This is a genomic window from Microcoleus sp. LAD1_D5 (genome assembly GCF_036702115.1).
Lineage (GTDB): Bacteria > Cyanobacteriota > Cyanobacteriia > Cyanobacteriales > Microcoleaceae > Microcoleus.
The window spans coordinates 22,865-44,020 of the sequence record NZ_JAUBSA010000033.1; the positions used below are offsets into that span (position 1 = coordinate 22,865).

At 47.3% G+C, this 21,156-nt stretch carries 11 protein-coding genes and 1 CRISPR repeat array; of the genes, 6 read left to right on the plus strand and 5 right to left on the minus strand.

Annotated elements, in window-relative coordinates; all coding sequences use genetic code 11:
* The first annotated feature begins 73 nt into the window (after positions 1–73).
* The 5 genes from petP (at position 74) to QUA70_RS15680 (ending at position 6,271) form a co-directional block, all read left to right on the plus strand.
* Positions 74–274 carry a cytochrome b6f subunit PetP gene (gene petP / locus QUA70_RS15660; RefSeq protein WP_333332637.1) on the plus strand — a complete coding sequence of 67 codons (201 nt, stop codon included), beginning with the start codon at positions 74–76 and terminating at the stop codon, positions 272–274.
* Positions 275–459: 185 nt separating this feature from the next.
* Positions 460–1,554 carry a Get3/ArsA fold putative tail anchor-mediating ATPase NosAFP gene (locus QUA70_RS15665; RefSeq protein ID WP_333332634.1) on the plus strand — a complete coding sequence of 365 codons (1,095 nt, stop codon included), beginning with the start codon at positions 460–462 and terminating at the stop codon, positions 1,552–1,554.
* A gap of 348 nt (positions 1,555–1,902) precedes the next feature.
* A complete protein-coding gene (locus tag QUA70_RS15670; protein ID WP_333348463.1) occupies positions 1,903–5,199 on the plus strand; it encodes a tetratricopeptide repeat protein in 3,297 nt (1,098 codons plus the stop codon).
* Between the two features lie 20 nt (positions 5,200–5,219).
* On the plus strand, positions 5,220–5,885 hold the full coding sequence (locus QUA70_RS15675) for a hypothetical protein (RefSeq protein WP_333348461.1): 666 nt from the start codon (positions 5,220–5,222) through the stop codon (positions 5,883–5,885).
* On the plus strand, positions 5,882–6,271 hold the full coding sequence (locus tag QUA70_RS15680) for a HEPN domain-containing protein (protein WP_333348459.1): 390 nt from the start codon (positions 5,882–5,884) through the stop codon (positions 6,269–6,271). Before QUA70_RS15675 ends, QUA70_RS15680 begins: the two co-directional genes overlap by 4 nt.
* A 93-nt stretch (positions 6,272–6,364) precedes the next feature.
* Here QUA70_RS15680 and QUA70_RS15685 read toward each other — a convergent pair whose 3' ends face one another.
* The 3 genes from QUA70_RS15685 to QUA70_RS15695 form a co-directional block, all read right to left on the minus strand.
* Entirely contained in the window at positions 6,365–8,425 is a 2,061-nt protein-coding gene (locus QUA70_RS15685) for an elongation factor G (RefSeq protein ID WP_333348457.1), read from the minus strand.
* Between the two features lie 322 nt (positions 8,426–8,747).
* Entirely contained in the window at positions 8,748–10,661 is a 1,914-nt protein-coding gene (locus tag QUA70_RS15690) for a heavy metal translocating P-type ATPase (RefSeq protein ID WP_333348455.1), read from the minus strand.
* A gap of 177 nt (positions 10,662–10,838) precedes the next feature.
* Positions 10,839–11,915 (minus strand): flagellar assembly protein H, encoded by a 1,077-nt coding sequence (locus QUA70_RS15695; protein WP_333348453.1) that lies wholly within the window; start codon positions 11,913–11,915, stop codon positions 10,839–10,841.
* A 306-nt stretch (positions 11,916–12,221) separates the two neighbouring features.
* Between QUA70_RS15695 and QUA70_RS15700 the strand changes: the two genes are divergently transcribed.
* Positions 12,222–13,325 (plus strand): precorrin-8X methylmutase, encoded by a 1,104-nt coding sequence (locus tag QUA70_RS15700; protein WP_333348451.1) that lies wholly within the window; start codon positions 12,222–12,224, stop codon positions 13,323–13,325.
* Between the two features lie 92 nt (positions 13,326–13,417).
* Positions 13,418–16,495: direct repeats of the CRISPR family, unit length 37 nt; unit sequence GTTTCAATCCCTGATAGGGAGTTAGGTTAATTGCGGC.
* 279 nt (positions 16,496–16,774) lie between these two features.
* Here QUA70_RS15700 and QUA70_RS15705 read toward each other — a convergent pair.
* Together QUA70_RS15705 and QUA70_RS15710 are read right to left on the minus strand one after the other, a co-directional pair.
* Complete coding sequence (locus tag QUA70_RS15705) at positions 16,775–18,892, minus strand: DNA-binding protein (protein WP_333348448.1); 2,118 nt, start codon at positions 18,890–18,892, stop codon at positions 16,775–16,777.
* 328 nt (positions 18,893–19,220) lie between these two features.
* On the minus strand, positions 19,221–20,987 hold the full coding sequence (locus QUA70_RS15710) for an NACHT C-terminal helical domain 2-containing protein (RefSeq protein WP_333348447.1): 1,767 nt from the start codon (positions 20,985–20,987) through the stop codon (positions 19,221–19,223).
* Positions 20,988–21,156: the final 169 nt, after the last annotated feature.

The following is a 21,156-nucleotide window of genomic DNA, read 5'->3' on the forward strand; positions in this document are numbered from 1 at the left end:
TGTTCCGAAGTAGACGCCAAACTGTAAAATAAACGGTTGTATATAGGTTATATAGAGCAGGAGAATAATTTCCGTGGCAATAGAAGTAGGTCAGAGAGTGAAGGTGCGCCGTCTCAGAGATCGGATACCTCCAAATATAGTGGGCAAGATAAAGCAGAATCCCGTAGGCACTGTTGACGGATTTAGAATGGTTGACGGTAGCGGAGTAGGCGTGGTTGTCAAGTTTGACGGTTTTTCGACTTGGTTCTTTGAAGATGAGCTAGAACCCGTTTAGCAGATGTTGAAGGAAGAAGGAAGAAGGAAGAAGGAAGAAGGAAGAGGAAAAATTTTCCCAATTCTTCCCCTCTCCGACTCTCCCACTCTCCCACTATCCTCTTCCTCCACTCTCCCCCCTCCCCCACTCTGGCTGAAGGTTGCGCTTAAATGTTAAAGAGTAAGCTTTGGCAGTGAGAACAGAAAATGGCTTTGATTTTGACATTTTTGGGCAAAGGCGGCACTGGCCGCAGTACGATCGCGATCGCAACAGCTAAAAAATACGCGGCTCAAGGCAAGCGAGTTCTGCTGCTCGGCCAAGATCCGGGCCCTGCATTGGGCATTCTGCTAGGGACTCCCCTGACTCTCAGCCCCCAGGAAATCGCCCCCAACCTCAAAGCAGTTCAGGTGCAAAGCGCGCCGCTGCTAGAACGCAGGTGGGACGAAATTAAACAACTAGAAGCTCAATATGTCCGTACTCCGTTTTTCAAGGAGATTTACGGTCAAGAATTAGGAGTGTTACCGGGAATGGACAGCGCGCTGGCGTTGAACGAACTTCGGGAATACGACGACAGCAAACAATACGATGTAATTGTTTATGACGGCAATGGCGGCATGGATACGCTGCGGATGCTGGGAATGCCGGAAATTCTGAGTTGGTACATCCGCAGGTTCCGTCAAGTTTTGGTAGATTCGGATTTGGTGAAAGCGCTTTCACCTTTTATTCAACCGGTTGTCAGTACCGTGTTGACTGTGGATTTGTCGGGAGACAATGCTTTTCAATCTACTAAGCAAGTCGATAATCTTTTGGATAAGGGTAAGGAAACGCTGGCAGATCCCAACCGCACGGCGGCTTTTTTGGTGACGACTGGGGATGCAAGTGCGATCGCAACTGCCCGCTATCTTTGGGGAAGTTCTCAACAAGTTGGCTTGACTGTGGGCGGTGTCATTGTTAATCAAGCATCGGTTACAGAAGCTATTACTGCGGAGTTTGATCCTTTGACGGCTGTTTCGGTTCCGGCGCACAGTGACAATAATTGGCAGCCGCTAATTGATGCTTTGCCCGATTTTTCTCAGGCCGCAAAAGCTCCTCAACCCATTAACATAAACATTGCACAGCGTCTAGTTAGTTTGTTTTTGCCTGGGTTTGACAAGAAAGAAATTAAATTGATTCAATCGGGGCCGGAAGTGACGATCGAAGCGGGCGATCAGCGGCGCAATATTTTGCTGCCTCCGGCGCTAACTGGGAAGTCTGTTACTGGTGCTAAGTTCCAAAACGGTTACTTGATTATTTCTTTTTAGGGTAAGGAAGAAGATATTTTGTAGTAAGGACTTTAGCAGAGGTAGGGACACGGCAATGCCGTGTCCCTACGGCACGAGTATCATGTCTCGTTGATTCGCGATCGTATAATTTGTGCGATCGTAGGGGCGGGTTTTAGCAACCATAATCGCCTGAAAAAAACAATCTCAAAAACCCGCCCAACCCAACAAACAATCGAAATGTACATTCCGATTGACCGTGGGTGGGGGCGGGTTTTTATAGATCGTGGGTCATCGTTATATATTATTCGTAAAACCCGCCCCTACCGCAACGTACATTCAACCTCAAAATCTGCTACAATCTCCAGCAACATCTCACCCACCCAGCCAATGTTCCGACAAATTTGGCAACGCATCCTCAACCTGTGGCGGCAAATTCAGCGACATTTCCGCAAACCAGCACCCCCACCGCCAAAGCCAACTCCGATTCGCACTTTTGGGGAATACGAACAGAAATTTTTGCAACTGTTAGAGGGTGTTGAACAAGGCTGGAGTCGGGGCGATATTAAAGGCTTTTTAATCAGCAGCAAAATCAATGATGCTGAGTGGGAAAACTGGCTGCAAGAATTTGGAGAAAGGTTGCTGGTATCCCCGGAAACGAATTTAGAATTGGGTGGGCGAATGGTGCGGCTGGGTGAAATGAATTGCGGGAAAATTAGTGAGGTGGCTGGCAATATCGGCAGGGAAGTGTTGGCTGGGGAGAGTTTGAATCGGAAGGATGAGGAAGGGCGATCGGTTATAAGTGAAAATACAGATGATTCATCCGCTGCTAACCAAGGCGACTCAACGTCGCAGTCAGAATGTAGAGGGAAAAAAGTCAGTCAAGAAGTAGAAGAATTATATAAGCAAGGAGTCGCTCGCTATGAATTGGGATATTTAGAAAGCGCACTTGATTGCTATGACAAAGTTATAGAAATTAAGCCTGACTTCCACGAAGCTTGGATTAATCGCAGCTTCGTGCTAGATCGATTAGGTCGTTATCAAGAAGCAACAATCAATTATTACACAGCAATAGCACTTCAATCTGGCAACAAGAAGGTTTTGCTTTATTATTGGCATGAGCGAGGATATGAATTAGCAAATTTAGGCCGCTACAGTGAGGCGATCGCAGCCTTCGAGAAAGCCTTAGAAATTGACCCCAAATTCCACATTGCCTGGAACAACCTGGGCAATGCCCTAAAAGAGTTGGGCCGCGACCGTGAGGCGATCGCAGCCTACAATAAAGCCTTAGAAATTGACCCCAAATTCCACTTTGCCTGGAACGGACTGGGCATTGCCCTAACAGAGTTGGGCCGCAGCAGTGAGGCGATCGCAGCCTACAAGCAAGCCTTAGAAATTGAACCCAAATTCCACTTGGCCTGGTACAATCTGGGCAATGCCCTAAATCATTTAACCCGTTACACAGAGGCTATCGAAGCCTACGAGATAGCCTTAAAAATTGACCCAGAATACCCTAGAACTTGGCTCGAATTGGGCAATGCCCTAAGAGAGTTGGAGCGTTACACAGAGGCGGAAGCGGCCTTAAAGCAAGCTTTAGAAATTGACCCCAAATACCATATTGCCTGGAGCAACCTGGGCAATATTCTAAAATATTTGGGTCGGTACAAAGAGGCGATCGCAGCCTTGGAGAAAGCCTTAGAAATTGACCCCAAATACGTCTTTGCCTGGAACGGGCTGGGCGCTACTTTTAATGATTTGGGCGGGGGAAAAGAGGCGATCACAGCCTTCGAGAAAGCCTTAGAAATTGATCCCAAATCTCACATTGTCTGGAGCAACCTGGGCACTACCCTAACTAATTTTAGTCACTACAGTGAGGCGATCGCAGCCTTCGATCGAGCCTTAGTAATTACAGGCGATCAATACTGGGAAGCTTGGACAAATCGAGGTGGGGCATTTTTCAAATCTGGGCGCTACATTGAAGCCATTCAAAACTGGGATGAAGGCTTACAGAAATATCTCCCCAGCAACCGCGACTATCGCCTCGCTTGCGGCAATTTGCACCATCAAAAAGGCCAGGCACACTACATAAACGGCAAACAAACAGCCACTTATTTTGAATCTTTCCACAAAGCCAAAGCCAGCTACGAACAAGCCCGCGAATTTTTGAAATCACCCCTCATCCCAGAAACTTATTTAGAAGTATTGCAAGGCTTAATTACCGTCTGCCGCAGCTTGGGAGATGCCAAAACCACAAAGTACCTTACCGAAGCTACTACTGTCTTAGAAAATTTAATTTTAGACAATGAAACTCACCCGGAAATAAAAATGCGACTCCAGCGCAAGTTTGCCGGACTTTACCAGTTAGAAGTCGATACTCTCGTTCAGTCTGGCAACAAGGTAAATGCACTGGAAAAAGCCGAAGCCCGGAAAAACTTTTGCCTGCAATGGATGCGCTCAGGTTGGCAAAACCACACCGAAAGCCCGACTTATCCCCAAATCCGAGACTTACTGGCAAACAACACCGAAACGGCGATTATTTACTGGCATCTCAGCCCACTTTCCCTGACTGCTTTTATCATTACCCTAGAAAAGTTTGAAGTTATTTCCACACCTCTGTGCGACTTATTCCCAAAGAACAACAGTCAGAGTTTAGAAAAATGGCTGAAAAACTGGAAAACCAGCTATCAAACTTATGGCAAAACTACCAGCAAACAGCAAAAAAAAGAATCCCATCCCTGGCGCGAGTCAATGACAGCGCAATTGCAAAAACTGGCTGACATTCTCAAAATTCCCGAAATTTGTACGCACCTCACCAATCTCCAACACTTAATCTTAATTCCCCACCGTGACTTGCACCTGCTGCCACTGCACTTTTTATTCTCCGATAATCTTTTCACTATTACTTATCTGCCCAGCATCCAAGTTGGGATAGACAGACTAGACAGAAAACCCTCACCTTCAATGTCTCTGCTGTTGGTAGAAAGCCCCGATCCATTACTTTTTGCTGAAATAGAAGCGCCCGCGATCGCGAATTTTCACCTTAATTGCAATACCATCTCCAGTTCACAAGCTACCACAGACAATCTTAAAGAAGCTCTGCAACAAGCTGCTGACATATTTCATTTTACAGGTCACGCCTACCACAACACAAAACAGCCCTCCCAGTCAGCGCTAATCCTGAAAAACAAACAGCCCCTAACTTCACAAGAAATCGCCCAATTCGATTTAAAAAGCTATTATCTAATCTGCCTTTCCGCTTGCGAAACCGGCATAACAGGAAAAGAAGAACTCATAGATGAATTTGTCGGTTTAGCCAGCAGCTTTTTAGCTGCGGGTGCTGTTTACGCCCTCAGCACTCTTTGGATAGTTGATGAGATATCTAGCGCTTTAATGATGATTCGATTCTATCAAATTCTCAACCAACAGCGTTGCCAAAATAAGTTGCATCCGGCACTAGCCCTCAAAGAAGCGCAAAAATGGCTCCGAACTATTACTTACAGCGAACTATCCAACTGGTATCTGGAATTGTCTGAAATAACGAAAGACAATTCCGGTTGCAGTAAAGATTTGAGAGACGAAGCTAACCTCATCCGCAGAGATCGTGCTAAAATTGAATCTGACAAACCTCCTTATGCCGATCTCTACCACTGGGCAGGTTTCACAATTACTGGTAAAGTTAATCCCTAACTTCCAAACCATCGACTATTATGAAAGAAAGAGATATTATTAGGCTGCAAGCCCTTGGCGCTGCTTTAGCTAAACTAGATTCATCTGTCCAGCTTGGCGAGTTGGAAGAGAATATAAGTCGTCTGATATTGGCTTTAGAAAAATTAGCCGAAGCAAACCAAACTCTGAACGAAATTTACACAAAAGAACGCCTCGACTTAAAAGAGCAGTACCAAGCAAAATCAAAAGACAAACGATACCAGCCGACAAGTGACAGCATTTACAGCAGGGATGCTGCAAATTTAAGCCCTTCCTTTCCTCAGCCGCCAGAAGAAAGGGAAAATCCCTCTGAAATAGCTAAAGCCTTTGATAATTTAATTGCATCTTTTAATAAAATCAAAAGCCTGTACGCGGTTGAAAACCCCCTAGAAAGTTTTCAAATCATCATCGAACAAGAAGCGATCGCACCTTTGATTCTAGAAGGTTACGATCGCATTCTAGCGATATTTCCTACGGCAAGATTAGGCTTGGAAGTGAAAACAGATCCAGAAATTGCCAACTGGCGATCGCTGTGGATTACCATTTACACCAAACTCGAAGTCGATGAAGCTTTTGCAAAGTTAAAAAATCTCGATCGCACTTGGTGGCTAGACGCGAGTCTTGTCATTCCTAACAATATACTAAACATTGACTTGGGGTGGGAATGAAATTCGATTGGTCAGAATACTTTAATTTAGCAAAAGAGCTAGCTGAAGCCAGTGAAGAAGCAAAATTGCGTTCTGCTGTGAGTAGAGCCTATTATTCTGCGTTTTGCCTAGCACGGAATTACTTGCGCGACATTGAACAAGATCCCAGACTCTCGCGCAATAAAACTTATGATATCAATGTCCATCAATATGTAGCTGATGTATTTATTCACAATCAATCAAAATCTCAGACAATGATAGAGATAGGCAAAGATTTAAGTCGATTGAGAAAAATGAGGAATAAAGCTGATTATGAAGATACTATATTTAACTTACAAAAAGAAGCGAGAACTGCGTTAATGCTAGCTCAGAATATTATTTCAGCGTTAAGTAAGTTAACTCAATAATCCCAGAAATGGGAATAGACCCCAATCAATTGTAATTGCAACTCGTACAAAAACCCGGTTTATTCAATAAACCGGGTTTTTTAAGACAGCTAACTAACTTTTACCGTTACCGTTTCCATTGCCGCCAGTCGTTAGCAAAACCCGCTTAGCTAAAGGTTCCGGCACTTCTTGCAATCGATCGAACTCCCAATTAAAAAATCCAACTCCCATTGTCTGCGATCGCAATTCTACGATCAAATTCTGCATTTCTGCGATCGGCAAATAAGCAGAAACTGCATCCCATCCCTTCCAGCCTTTTTTACCTTCGTAGCCGAGAATTTGGCCGCGGTGTCCGCTGACCAACTGCAACACCTTTGATGTACACTCGTTCGGAGCGCAAATTTCAACTTTGGCGATCGGCTCCAGCAATGCCGGTTCGCACTTGGCCATTCCCTCCTGCATCGCCAAACGCGCCGCTTGCTTGAAAGCTTGTTCGGAACTGTCCACAGAATGGTAGGAACCGTTCGTCAGCGTCACCGCTACGTCTACCACCGGGAAACCCAGCGGGCCGCGATCCAAATACTCGCGGACTCCCACTTCCACGCCGGGAATGTACTGTTTTGGGACGACGCCGCCGACTATTTTGTCGGTGAAATTGAAGCCTTCTCCTCGTGGCTGCGGTTGAATGTCGAGGTACACGTCGCCGAATTGTCCGTGTCCCCCGCTTTGGTGTTTGTAGCGCCCGTGGATGGAAGATGCAGGTTTGCGGATGGTTTCTTTGTACGGCACTTGCGGTAAGTGAGTTACCATCGGCAAATTATACTTGCGGCGCAACCTGTCTAAGGCTACTTTCAGGTGGATTTCGCCTTGACCCCAAAGTATAACTTCGTGAGTGTCGCCGTGCTGTTCCCAGACTAAAGATGGGTCTTCTTCTAGCAATTTAGCTAAAGCGGAGCTCAGCTTAACTTCATCGTTGCGCTTTTCTGGGACGATCGCCAGTGCGTAGACAGGCGGGATGATTTCGGCTTTTGGCAATTCCTCCTCCGAACCCAGCGTATCGCCTGTTTTCAAGCCTTCTAGCCTTCCCACAGCCACAATTTCCCCGGCGCTGACGGATTGCAAACTTTGCGTTTGCTGGCCGGTCAAGCGGTACAAACCGTTAACTCGAAGGCCGTTCAAAATTGCTCCGTCTGCCAGCGTCCCCCGCCACATTCTCACTAACGATACTTTGCCTCCCTGCGGCGTGTAATAGGTTTTGAGGATTTGAGCCAGAACTTTGTTTTCACTTTGTATAATGCCACGGCGATCGGCTGTAGTTTCCGGTGTCGGCGCTTCCCTCAGCAACGCTTCCAGCAGAGGCCGCACGCCGAAATCTTGTTCGGCGATGCCGATGAATACTGGCACAATTAAATCTGCGCCTAATTCCATCTTTAAATCGCGGGTAATTTCTTCAACGTCGGGATTGATTTCTTCGAGCAATTCTTCGAGTAAATGGTCGTCAAAATTCGCCAATTCTTCGAGCATTTGCTGCCGCGCTGCGCTTTCTTGTGCTTTGAGGTGTTCTGGAAGCGGGACGGGATCTGCGGCGGCGCCCGGATGGTAGTGGTAAGCTTGTTCGGTTACTAAGTCGATAAAACCGATGATTTGTTCGTTTTTGCCGATCGGATATTGGTGAGGTACGATCGGTCTACTGGAAACTGATTTGAGCGCGTCGATCACCTCGGTGAAGTTGGTGCCGCAAGTAGTTTCGTCTGTGTAAGCTCGATCGATCTTGTTGATGAAAACTAGGTGGGGAATTTCCCAATCGTCGAGGAATTTAAACAGGGGTGCGAGGGTTAAAGTGCGATCGGCAACGGGTTCGCAAACAATTATCGCCGCATCCACACCAATCAGCGCATTGTAAGTTTCTTGGACAAATTCTACCGAACCCGGACAGTCGAGAAATGTGAAGCGGACGCCTTCATATTCAGCGGTGGCGGCGTTTACTTCTACGCTCATTTGGCGATCGCGTGCTTCCGGCGAACTATCACCTATTGTGTTGCTATCCTTGGCATTACCTTTGCGGGTAATTGCCCCTGTCACCGATAACAAACTTTCCAGCAGTGCGGTTTTACCGCTTAAATAAGGGCCAACAATTGCAACGTTCCGCGTGGCCCCAATGACTTTTTCGTTCATATTGCCTCCAACAGAAAACTTGTTTTCTATTGCTCTTGGTGCAATCAGTTCTCTACCATTTTCTAGACTTTTTCTAGGTTAATTTTTATTGCAGTTTCGAGCAATTTCAGATTTGGGTATGATTCTATACTTTTGACGCTAGCTTATTTTGAGTGACGCAAACACAAATTGTAGTTTTTCTTAATATTTTTTTTAATTTTTAACCGCAGATGAAGGGAGATTAACGCAGATGAACGCAGATAAGAGTCTCGTTCCCAGGCTCTGCCTGAGAACACATTTCTAGAGGCTCTGCCTCGATTTAATCGCGGTTTTTTCGTGTTATCTAATTTCTCAGCAGTCGCAAACCGCTTAAGGTTACTATTACTGTAGAGCCTTCGTGACCGATGACGCCGAAAGGCATGGTGATATTTCCGAAAAAATTAGCCGCCAATAATAGGACTATGCAACTGAGTGCAAAAACAATGTTTTGTTTGACAACTTTTTGAGCGCGGCGGCCTAAACTAATTGCTTTAGCTAGTTGCTCTAATTTATCTGCCATTAATACTATATCAGCAGTTTCTAAAGCAACATCGCTGCCGGAAATCCCCATCGCAATGCCCACGGAAGCTTGAGCGAGGGCGGGGGCGTCGTTGATGCCGTCTCCCACCATTGCTACAGTTTGATACTGGGTTTGCAGTTGTTTAATTGCCTGCACTTTGTCTTCTGGCAAAAGTTCGGCGTACACTTCTTTGATGCCTAATTGACGGGCGATGTGTTGAGCTGTTTGCTCGTTGTCGCCGGTTAGCATAATTATATGTTCTACGCCTAATTTTTGCAAGCGTTTTACCGTTGCTGCTGCTTCGGGGCGGATGGTATCTGCTACTGCAATGATTCCCAAAAGTTCATCGCTTTTTGCCACCCAAACAACTGTTTTACCTTCTGCTTGCAACTGCTGGCTGATTTGAGTCAATTCGGAAGTTGCTTCGACAAAAGTGGCTTTACCAACGGCAATAATTTGATTGTTGACTTTGCCGACAATTCCTTGACCGATTTTTGCTTGTACATCGGTAGCGGTTGACAATTGTAACTGTTGCTGGTGGGCGGCGCTGACAATTGCAGAGGCGATCGCGTGTTCGGAATGAGCTTCTAGGGCTGCTGCCAATTGCAGAACTTCTGTTTCAGTATATCCGGCTGCTGGTACAATTTGGATAACTTCAGGTTTTCCCGTGGTGAGAGTTCCAGTTTTGTCAAAGGCGATCGCCCTGACTTTACCAATCATCTCTAATTGCGCGCCACTTTTAAACAAAATCCCCTGTCTCGCCCCGTTAGCAATTCCCGAAAGCAGCGCCGGCATAATCGAAGCCATCAGCGCGCAGGGAGATGCGACTACTAGGAAAATCAGCGCCCGATAGATTGTCTCTTCCCAATTCCAGCCCAAAACAAAGGGCGGCAAAGTTGCCAGCAGCAAGCCTAAACCGACAATTAATTTAGCATAACCGCGCTCGAATTTTTCCACAAACATTTGAGAAGGCGGCGCTGCTGTTTGCGCTTCTTGAACCAGCCGAATCACTCGCTGAATCAAGCTGCTTTCTGGAGTTTTATGCACTTCGAGTTTCAGCGCGCCGACACCGTTAATTGTACCTGCATAGACTTCATCGCCCCTGGTTTTTTCCACGGGCATGGATTCGCCGGTAATCGAGGCTTGATCGATCGCACTGTAGCCTTCAATAATTATCGCATCTGTGGGGATGATTTCTCCGGGCTTGACTAAAATGCGATCGCCAATTTCCAATTTGTCGATCGCAACTTCCCGTTCCCCGCCGTACATTACCACCCTAGCAGTATCCGCAGTCAAACTCATCAAACTGCGGATGCTGCGTTCAGTCCGCTGCATAGCATAACCTTCAAGCGCGCCGCTAATTGCAAAGATTAAAATCAACACCGCACCGTCAACAATTAAATGATATTCTTGCCGCCACAGCCCCAAACCGGCCGCGCCCAAAGCAGCGACAATCATTAACAAATCTACATCTAATTCGCGTTCTTGAAAAAGTGTAGTTAAGCCTTCGCGGGTGCTGGAATAGCCACCGATAACATAAGCCGCGGGCAAGATTAACACGGCTACACCCAGCCAGCCGAATTGCAGGGCTAGCGAACCCAAGATTACTAGAATTCCGCACAGGGCGGCAGTCACAGCATCTGGATGTTCTTGGGCGATACGCCAGAGGCGAGAAATGGGGAGGGAATTGGGAGTCATTGGGGAAATTGATGGGGTAGATGACTCCTTTACCCTAAACCTTGACATTAGTGTCAATGTCAAGCTTTTGGCCCGGACTCCTTTCGGGTAGGAAAACGGCACTGCTGTGTCCTGTATTTCCTAGAATTGAAAACCCCTATCAACTGTCGGTAAAGTCGATCGCACTCAAAACAAGTTCTACCCTGGTATCTGTCCCAATCGAGCCCTCAATTCATCAGCCGATAACTGAGGCAGTTGTTGTAACAACAATGTCAATTCTTCGACAGGTAAAGCCAGTAAATTAGTAACGAGTGCAGGCAAACTATCGGCTAATTCATTTAACCGCACTGCCAAGACATTTTCGGCTAATAATCTCACCGCTTCTTGCCTTCCTGCTGCATCCACTGTGAGCATAGATATTCCCAGTAAAATCACCGTAAACTCCGCAGCAGGTATCGTCGAGACTGGAGAGAGAAACGCTATCATCAGCGAGTCTAATTCTCCAAATCTCACTCGCAGAAAATTATCTAAGATTAAGCGCTGTTGTTCTTCTTTACCTTGTTGCTGTGCCGCTTGTAACTGTTCTTGAAAAAGAGGTGCGATAGTCATAATTAACTCCCGGTCTTCTGTTTCTATTTCCTGTTCTAAATCTGCTACTAAGTTTGATTGCAGTCTGTACAGCAATTCTAACGCATTAATTCGCAGGGGATTATCTGTACTCAAAGCGCTCAACTGGGTAACTGCTCTTTGCTGGACTTTTCCTTTACCCAAAATCCTTAGCCACAAGGTTTCGGGAATTTCTGGTAACTGATGGATGACCACAATTGCCGATCGCAAATATTCCCCCAAAAAATAGATTCCCGGCATCCAATTGGGTTCGTCTGGTTGTGCGCGAAACCCGTTCACCAGCGATTCTGAGGCTGTCGGAGTCAGAATCCACAATTTAGGCAATTCACTTTCGTTAAATGCAGTATTTTCTCTTCGGGATTGTCGCTCTAGTTTACCGCGAACGTCCCACAATTTGCTGAGGCAACTGATAACTTCGCTGACACTTACCGGGTTGCGGAACGCTTCAAAGAGTGCCGCCGAATTTGCCAGTCTTCCCAACAATCCCAAGCTTTCGATGTATTCTGGGACTGCGGCGTTCGGAGTAAAGTAAACATCGATTTCGCGCACTTCGGAAGTGACATCGCGGCCGATATCAACTATCCCTGCTGGAGAGAGCAGTTCTTCTAGGTATTCTTTGGCAAAGCGATCGTGAATGAATCGCGTCATTCGATTTTAAATGGGAGATTTTAGATTGATTTCCTCAAATCAATATTATCACAGGTTAAAGATTGATGGCTGTTTTTAATTAGATGAAATACCGTAGAAACACTGCATTTCCGTGTCCGGTCGGCAATATGTCAAATAAAAACCGTTAGCTTGAAAAGTTAGACAAATTAACAAAAAAATGCTACAATTATAAGTATTTTAATAATTATTAAAAATTGCATATCCTCGCGCCGGACACGGCAAGACCGTTTGCCTACAGATATCGCGTACACTCTATATTTATCTCTACTTTTTATAATTGGTATTATGCAACAAGAATACCTGACAATCAAACAGCTTACAGAAGCGGTAAAAGGCACAATTACCCCTCGGATGGTGCGACATTATCACGCTTTGGGGCTGCTATCTCCGGCGGTACGATCGACCTCTAACTACAGACTGTACACCCGCAGCGACGTGCAAAGGCTGCAAAGAATAGTCGCACTCAAGCAGCAAGGCTTTCAACTGTCTCACATCCGCAAACTGTTAGAAACTGACGCGGATGCTTCCCCTGACGCGCTGATGGCGACTCTGCAACGGCAATATCTGTCGGTAATTCAGCAAATTGTTCGCCTCAGAGAAACGGCTTCGGCGCTGGAAGGATTGCTGGGGCGGGATATTTCCTGTCAAGCGGTGCAAGCGGACGCCCTAGCGCAATTAAGGCTGTTGCAGGCGGAAACTGAGGGGGGGTTGGATGAGTTGGAACAACTTTGGGAGGGTTGGGATGCGGGGGCGCACACTCACCCGGAGGATTTTGGGGAGTCGTTGCAGCTTTTGTTGCCGGATTTGCCCGATCGCTCGGAAATTGAGGTAGACTTGCTTTCAAAACTGGTGTTAGCTTGCGGAGATTCTTCGCTGCTGCCGTTTGTGAAGTTGAGCGCAACGGCGATTAAATCGGCGCGGCAAGCTTTGAAAAATCAGTGTCAAATTGTGGCTGATGTGCCGCCTGTTTTTGCGGCTTTGGATCGGACAAGATTGGCGCATTTGGGAACAAGTATTGAAACTTTAATTGATGACCCGCACATCAATGCTGCGGCGGAAGCAGAACAGGAATTCTGGCAGCAGCGTGAGTGGTTTGAAAAATTGTTGAAACTGGAAAAGGGATGTATATTGGTGATAGGATATGCGCCGTCTGTGCTGATGGCGGTTTGCGATGCGATCGAGAGTGGGCAACTGCAACCGGCTTTGGTAGTTGGAATGCCGATCGGTTTTAGTCATTCTCCGGTGGCGAAACGGCGGTTAGTGCGATCGGGCGTTGCTTATATTACGACTGTGGGAACTTTTGGCGGCGGGTTGTTGGCGGCGGTTGCTTTGAATGCTTTGGTTGAGTCTTTGATTGAAAAGCCGAATTGTCACTGTCATCTTAAGTGAAGATGGGATTTAGGTTGGTTGTGGCGAAGAAGGAGTCAGGAGAAGAATACCTTCTTTCCTCCTGTATCCTCCTCTGGTGAATACTTCCGAAAGTTTCAATCCCTGATAGGGAGTTTGGTTAATTGCGGCTTCGGGAAAAAGCAAATCCTGAGCGAGATTCCCTAAGTTTCAATCCCTGATAGGGAGTTTGGTTAATTGCGGCGCTATCGAGAATTTATTAGCCTGTCGCTTGTCTCGTTTCAATCCCTGATAGGGAGTTTGGTTAATTGCGGCCAGCATGATCATCGCTCCAATAGATAGAAGTGTCTAAGTTTCAATCCCTGATAGGGAGTTTGGTTAATTGCGGCGCGGTTGCCATCGCAGCGGCAACGTGTATGCTGGTTTCAATCCCTGATAGGGAGTTTGGTTAATTGCGGCCCAAGCCGTTTGGCGAAAGAAGATGGGGGATTTACGTTTCAATCCCTGATAGGGAGTTTGGTTAATTGCGGCATTGCTAAAGCTGGCTTTTTTCCAAAATCTTGGGCGTTTCGTTTCAATCCCTGATAGGGAGTTAGGTTAATTGCGGCCTTATTATCCTTCTTGGAAAAAAGGCGAGGCGAAGCGGCGTTTCAATCCCTGATAGGGAGTTAGGTTAATTGCGGCACAGTGCGATCGCCCCCTTCCCTTCATAAGCGCGTTTCAATCCCTGATAGGGAGTTAGGTTAATTGCGGCGCTTAGTAGGCTTTCTTCCAGGCATACAGTAATGTTTCAATCCCTGATAGGGAGTTAGGTTAATTGCGGCACTGCCGATGGGTCACTTGGTCGCGTGTTTCTCTGTTTCAATCCCTGATAGGGAGTTAGGTTAATTGCGGCTTCTTGAAGCAAAACGTCCAGAAAGTATTGAGCAGGTTTCAATCCCTGATAGGGAGTTAGGTTAATTGCGGCTTCTGGCGATACACCACCACGGCCATCTAGCAGGTTATAGGTTTCAATCCCTGATAGGGAGTTAGGTTAATTGCGGCCTGAGGGGGTTTTTGGGGGCAATAGATACATTGGTTTCAATCCCTGATAGGGAGTTAGGTTAATTGCGGCAGCTGTGGTTTCATCTCCACCATCGTCAAAACGGTTTCAATCCCTGATAGGGAGTTAGGTTAATTGCGGCAAACTTTACCAGCTTGCAGCGGTGGAGTTTTGGCTCAAGCTAGGTTTCAATCCCTGATAGGGAGTTAGGTTAATTGCGGCCCGTGCTATAGTAATCTATGCGCCGTAAGCGCACGTGTTTCAATCCCTGATAGGGAGTTAGGTTAATTGCGGCATCAGCCAAAGTCGATCTACGCCGTGCCGAATATGCGTTTCAATCCCTGATAGGGAGTTAGGTTAATTGCGGCTCTTCTACTTTTGTTACTGAATTCACGTCGAGAACGTTTCAATCCCTGATAGGGAGTTAGGTTAATTGCGGCCCATGAGGCCGTAAATCTCCCGGAGTTGTTGAGGTTTCAATCCCTGATAGGGAGTTAGGTTAATTGCGGCTTTGCTCTCCGACTAAAATATCTCCTTCCCTTTCCTGGCAGGTTTCAATCCCTGATAGGGAGTTAGGTTAATTGCGGCATTTCAGCGAGCACAACACCAGTTATACGCTCGGTTTCAATCCCTGATAGGGAGTTAGGTTAATTGCGGCTACAGAGCGTTGGTCTATCGCGCCCCTCAACCGGGAGTTTCAATCCCTGATAGGGAGTTAGGTTAATTGCGGCCGTTAGGAAAACTCAAACCACCCGCCCCTTTTTGTTTCAATCCCTGATAGGGAGTTAGGTTAATTGCGGCTTGTGGGCGATATTTCTCAGGTAAAAAAGTATGCTCTGTTTCAATCCCTGATAGGGAGTTAGGTTAATTGCGGCAAGGCAGCTAGACCGTGGTTTGCCGGGATAGATTCGTTTCAATCCCTGATAGGGAGTTAGGTTAATTGCGGCTTGCCAAAGCTACGCTCTGTCGATCCAATTCGTTTCAATCCCTGATAGGGAGTTAGGTTAATTGCGGCTCGCGATTTGGGTAGCCAACAACTCAGGGATTAGTTTCAATCCCTGATAGGGAGTTAGGTTAATTGCGGCGGGTAGGGCGGGTTTGCGCTCGCCCTTTTTTTTGAGTTTCAATCCCTGATAGGGAGTTAGGTTAATTGCGGCTCTAAATCTGATTTTAAGTAACTTCTGAGTTTAGTTTCAATCCCTGATAGGGAGTTAGGTTAATTGCGGCTCAAAAACCATTGTTTGGTCATAAATTGCTTCGTAAGTTGTTTCAATCCCTGATAGGGAGTTAGGTTAATTGCGGCTCCCCCCCGATCCGGCTCTGCCTTCAATACCAAGTTTCAATCCCTGATAGGGAGTTAGGTTAATTGCGGCCTCAAGCGGGTAAACCCGCCGACTAGAATCGCCGGTTTCAATCCCTGATAGGGAGTTAGGTTAATTGCGGCCAATAGTTGCGAGCGATCGTCCGCACAAAGTCAAGTTTCAATCCCTGATAGGGAGTTAGGTTAATTGCGGCAAACGGCCCGCTATTTTGTATGTTATCCCAAGATTTTGTTTCAATCCCTGATAGGGAGTTAGGTTAATTGCGGCACTGATTAGTTAGTAGGTCGTTGGCAAGTAAAATAGTTTCAATCCCTGATAGGGAGTTAGGTTAATTGCGGCATCTTCTGCGCGTTTGCGCTCGTACCATTCCTTGCTGTTTCAATCCCTGATAGGGAGTTAGGTTAATTGCGGCATTTATTGCTGCTGTAATTTGTGCAGGTGTAGCGTTTCAATCCCTGATAGGGAGTTAGGTTAATTGCGGCGGACGCTGAGGAAGCCGCAGACGGCGATCGCCTATCAGTTTCAATCCCTGATAGGGAGTTAGGTTAATTGCGGCTTGTGGCAACTTTAATCTTCTTGTCTGGCAATTTCTGTTTCAATCCCTGATAGGGAGTTAGGTTAATTGCGGCGTGTACGTGTTTGGTTCTAAATAAGCTTGGACTAATGTTTCAATCCCTGATAGGGAGTTAGGTTAATTGCGGCACAACCAATTTAATATAATCAATCACCCCACTTAATGTTTCAATCCCTGATAGGGAGTTAGGTTAATTGCGGCTCAATGCTTTCTCAGAAAAGGATTCTTCAAAAAAATGTTTCAATCCCTGATAGGGAGTTAGGTTAATTGCGGCCGCCCGTTCCAGAAGCCTTGCTGTATTTGGTTTTCAACGTTCATTTGCGTCTGCATAAAACAAAAGTACCATTTCAGCCTTCGACTTGTCAATACCCAACTTTTCAGACAGCCCTCAAACCCTTGTCCTGCATAGATTTCAGCGATTGCGTCTACCATTTTATTGGTTGAAGTGCCTCTAACCCTTACAGGATCTACATTATAGCCCCCCAATTTAACACCTCGATTTTTACACCTACTCATAGACGCATTTTCAACCCAAAAACACACATCAACCCGATCACCACTTCCCCAAAGCCCCCCAAACAGTACCCGAAACCACCCCCCAAATCGCCCCCAAACCAGCCCCCACGATCGCCCCCGCCACAGGTTCCAACTGCACCGCCACCCCAGCGCTAACAGCCGGAAACATCGCAGACACCACCCCACCCAACACAGCACCCGCCAAAGTCCCCAAAAAACTGCCCCAAATCGCCCCCAAACTCCCACCCTTCACCCCCGAAGGCTGAAACGAAATCGGCAACTTCGGCGCAAACCCGCAAAAACCCAACAAACCCCCAGAAAGCACACCCCCAACAGAACCCACACCAGCCGCGAAGATCGCCACACCCAGCAGCACACGCGCAAACTCATCCACCGGCCGCATCAGGCCACTGTACTGCTGCCAAACCACCAGCCCAGCCCCCAAAAAAACACCGGCCAGAGTCCCCACAAACGAGCCCCAGACGGCCCCCAAATACCCTCCGCGCCGGCCCCACACCCTCCCCGCCGGCAGCGCCAGAGGAGGCCGAAAACTCGCCCAAACACAGCCCCAGACAGCACCAACCACCGCCCCAGCCAAAATCCTCTCCCCGATTCCCGGAGTGCTATTAATTGCGCCAAACACCGCACCGCCGATCGCCGCCAACAAAAAAGCCCCCCAAGACGCCCCCACCAAAACTCCGCCCCACTTCCGCCAAATCTGATTCGGTGGCAAAGTAAAAACGCCCCACATCACCCCAAAAAAACAGCCCCAAATCGAACCAACAAAAATCGCCCCCAAAATAGCACTGCCGCCCTCAGCGATTGCCGAATAAATCCCCCCGATCGCCGCCAAACACAAACTGCCCCAAACACCTCCCCAAGCAGCATCCTGAAAAATGCGCTCAAACTTGCCCACGGGAAGCTGAGGCGCAGGAGTCCGACTCCGAGAAGACATCGGCATCGGTAGCAACGGCACTGCGTACTGGCCGAGGGGGCGTGGCAGCCCCGTGGAGGGCTGTTGCCGACGCATTGCGGGCTGGGCCACGACAGGCGGTGGTTGGGGCTTTTTACGCTTGATTTTCGCGGGCTGCAAGTGCAATCCGTGGCTGACTGCTTGCCGCGAAGGAAACGGATCGCGGCCTTTGAGGAGTTTTGCCCGATCGCACCAAGGGCAGCGACTGAGATGATTTCCGTATTTATGCTGACTATTTTTACTGCAAGTTACCAAAGCATCTTCCGCTTCCCGAATCGCATTCACCCAAGTTTTCGCATCCGGGCGCGCCGCAGGATTGCCGTGCCCTTCCTCAAAACAGCGGATAAACATCTGCCGCAGTCGCGGATGCAGCATCTCAAAAGGAGGCGCAGCGGGCATCGGGCGGTAGGGAATCCGTTTCGTACCTGTAGGGAAATGGCCCGATCGAATTCTCGCTTCCAAAGACGGTGGTTCATCGCTACCGAGATAAACTCCCGCAAACGGGTGCGTACCTTCCATCAGCAATTGAAAAATTAATACCGCTAAACCGAACAAATCGTGCTCTGGAGATCGATCGATATCGCGAAAAGTCTGGCCCTGCAACTCCGGCGGCGTAAACTCGGGTTTCCCCACGGGACACCGATAAACGTAACCCGTATAAGGATCGCGCACTTGAAACGAATCCGTGTCTACCAGCGTTACCAACGCCGTATCCGTCACGAGAATGTTCGACTCGTTTACGTCGCCGATGACGTAACCCCTGACGTGGAGGGCGTTTACAGCCGAGGCGAGATTTCTGGCGGTACGGTGGAGGTAAAGATAGCTAAATAGCGGTTTTTGTTCGCGCCTGGTTTTGGGGGTGTAAAAAGTGTGTACCGGCATCACTTTGTTGACGCGCGGCATCACAAAACCGACGATTTTTTCTCGCCCGCCGACAGTATGCAGCAAATCGATCGGCCAAGCAATGGAAGCGTGCCCGGGTTCCGCGATCGGCGCATCCGGCGGCATACTGAACATGACTGTGAGTTTGTCGCCGTCTTCGTCTGTCGGTTTGTGGTAGATTTTTGCTACAAGGGACGAGTCTTGGGCGATCGGGTAGATGCGACCTTCACCCCCACTGGCGATCGCGGTTTTGGTGTCGATCGCAATCAGTTGTCCGCTAAATTGGCGCTGCAACTGCATAGAATTCGGTTATGGGATACAGGATTTGGAAGCCATGACTCAATAAACTTGACTTGCCCATTAAATCTTACCTTTGTTATGACTTAGGCATCGGTGACGAGAGACCGGGTTTTTCACCAAAAGACGCGTTGCAGCCCGCAGATTCGGTAAAAAACCCGGTTTCTTGGGTGGTAGTGGGTAAGCCCTGTTGCTGTTAGTGGGATGGGCGTCCCGCCCGTCCATCCATTAGTGGGATGGGCATCCCGCCCGTCCATCCATTAGTGGGATGGGCATCCCGCCCGTCCATCCATTAGTGGGATGGGCATCCTGCCCGTCCGCGCTATCAAAATTAAATATGAACCAGCTCCAAATCCACCGACAATAACAACATTTTATCCTCAATTTTTTGTCTGACGGCCGGTGTCACCTGACAATTATCGCTGTTGAGGCATTCCACCAGCAAGTTGTGGGCATAGTAATACTGTTTCAGCAAAGTTTTCTGTTGAGGGCGAAAGTCTCGATTGTAGCCGATCGCAGTTTTGAATTTTGCCAGCCAAGTGCAACCGCACTCTTTGCGCCACTTTTTCCAGTTTTGCAAATCAGGCATCTCAGTCTGAAATTGTGCCAGCAGTTGTGTAAGTTCTGGTTCAATATCCAGCGCCCAAATGCCAACCAAGATATCCGCCACATCATTCTCCAAAGCCAATTTCCGAGACTCGTTAACCTCCGCAAATTCTAGATTTTTTCCAGTCTTTGCCAAACAATTCCGCCACTTGCGAACTTTCGATCTATCAAACTTCAGACTCGGATCGAGGACGCGAGTCAAAGCCAAATCGAGGACGCAAACTAAGGCAACATAAAAAGCGCGAATTTCGACTGGTTTAAAATTCCTTTGCACTAACTGAGACTTGTGATTTGCCCAGATTAGCAACTGCTGCAAAGTTTCATCTTTAGCCACCATGCTGTCAACTTTTTGTTGCATCAGCAGCAAAAGTTCGTCAGCAGGTTGCAAAATGCTGACAACTCTCACAAATTCATTTTTCCACTTTTTGTCTGTAATCCGGCTGACCAATTCTGGCAGCGATTCCGGGTTCGCACTGTCAATCAGATATTCTGGTTGAGTGTCGCTTTCCTCTAGCAGTTCGTCAACTGCGGTTTTGATAAAGTTATCCACCAACCAGTCGCGGGTACGCGAGAAATTGCTTTCCAACTCTAGGTAATGGCTGCCTAATTTTGCCTTAAAGTCTTTGGGAAAAATCTCTTTTGCCACCAACATATTTTTCCAGCGAGTTAGCTGGCTGCTGTTGCGTTCGGGAAAGCGGTGATACAAATAGTCGATCGCGATCGCATCTAGAATATCCGCACCCAGGATTTCCCGCCGTTTTACCTCGTTTTCCAGCGCAACTTGTCGGCGCTGAGTTAGATCCAGATGCTGGCTAACAGTTGGTTCAATCAAGCGCTGAATCAGCCAGTTTCCCCCACGAAAAAAATCCCGGTCAAACTCCAAGTAAATCGCGCCAAACAAAGCTTCACAAGTCTCTGAAAAAATTCTATTGTACTCGCTTTCTTCTGTTTCTTTCCCTTTCCAAACACGCCAATTAAGTTCGTTTAATTTCAAATTCTGTGCAAAAGCCGCAAGTTTTTTCGGGTCGGCTAAACGAGCTTTTAAGGTTGAGATAGCATCTGGATCGAGTTGTGGATATTCGCGGTACAGGTAATCGGTAACAACAGCACCGAAAATAGCTCCGCCTAAGAGTGACAGCCGTTTGTACTTAACCTCTTGCCAAGCGGGAGACTCTTCCGGGCGATCGGAGTAATAGCTGATAGAGTAACGGCTATTTAAGGCGATTTCCAGTAGTTTTGTCTGCTGAAAGCTGGGAATGTCGATCGCTGCTTTGACTGCTTCAATATCTACATTCTTATGTTTAATTCGCTCTAATTCTTCTTCACATTTACCCCACTTTTCCAACCAATCACCCCCCGCATCTTCAACATACAAATCTACAAAATCTACCCCGTAATTCATCCATTCATCCTGCATTTTTCTGGCTGCTTCCAGTTCTTCCCAGACTTTCTGCAATTTATTTTCAACGGTGTGTGTACCTTGTACTGTCATAGTATTTGATTTTGATGTAATTAGATTTTATTTCCCACAATTTCACCGCAATTAAATCAAATCTCAATTCAATTTATAGCTAATTGCTAGTTATTTCACCCGATTGATTGCTGCGGTAAATCTTCCCATTGCTTAGCCTTCTTATCAAGCATTTGTTGCCACCGTCTCG

Bases quoted from the DNA above. Each gene is read 5' to 3' on its own strand.
- QUA70_RS15665 (WP_333332634.1), top strand. From the start codon at position 460: ATGGCTTTGATTTTGACATTTTTGGGCAAAGGCGGCACTGGCCGCAGT.
- QUA70_RS15670 (WP_333348463.1), top strand. From the start codon at position 1,903: ATGTTCCGACAAATTTGGCAACGCATCCTCAACCTGTGGCGGCAAATT.
- QUA70_RS15675 (WP_333348461.1), top strand. From the start codon at position 5,220: ATGAAAGAAAGAGATATTATTAGGCTGCAAGCCCTTGGCGCTGCTTTA.
- QUA70_RS15680 (WP_333348459.1), top strand. From the start codon at position 5,882: ATGAAATTCGATTGGTCAGAATACTTTAATTTAGCAAAAGAGCTAGCT.
- QUA70_RS15685 (WP_333348457.1), bottom strand. From the start codon at position 8,425: ATGAACGAAAAAGTCATTGGGGCCACGCGGAACGTTGCAATTGTTGGC.
- QUA70_RS15690 (WP_333348455.1), bottom strand. From the start codon at position 10,661: ATGACTCCCAATTCCCTCCCCATTTCTCGCCTCTGGCGTATCGCCCAA.
- QUA70_RS15695 (WP_333348453.1), bottom strand. From the start codon at position 11,915: ATGACGCGATTCATTCACGATCGCTTTGCCAAAGAATACCTAGAAGAA.
- QUA70_RS15700 (WP_333348451.1), top strand. From the start codon at position 12,222: ATGCAACAAGAATACCTGACAATCAAACAGCTTACAGAAGCGGTAAAA.
- QUA70_RS15705 (WP_333348448.1), bottom strand. From the start codon at position 18,892: ATGCAGTTGCAGCGCCAATTTAGCGGACAACTGATTGCGATCGACACC.
- QUA70_RS15710 (WP_333348447.1), bottom strand. From the start codon at position 20,987: ATGACAGTACAAGGTACACACACCGTTGAAAATAAATTGCAGAAAGTC.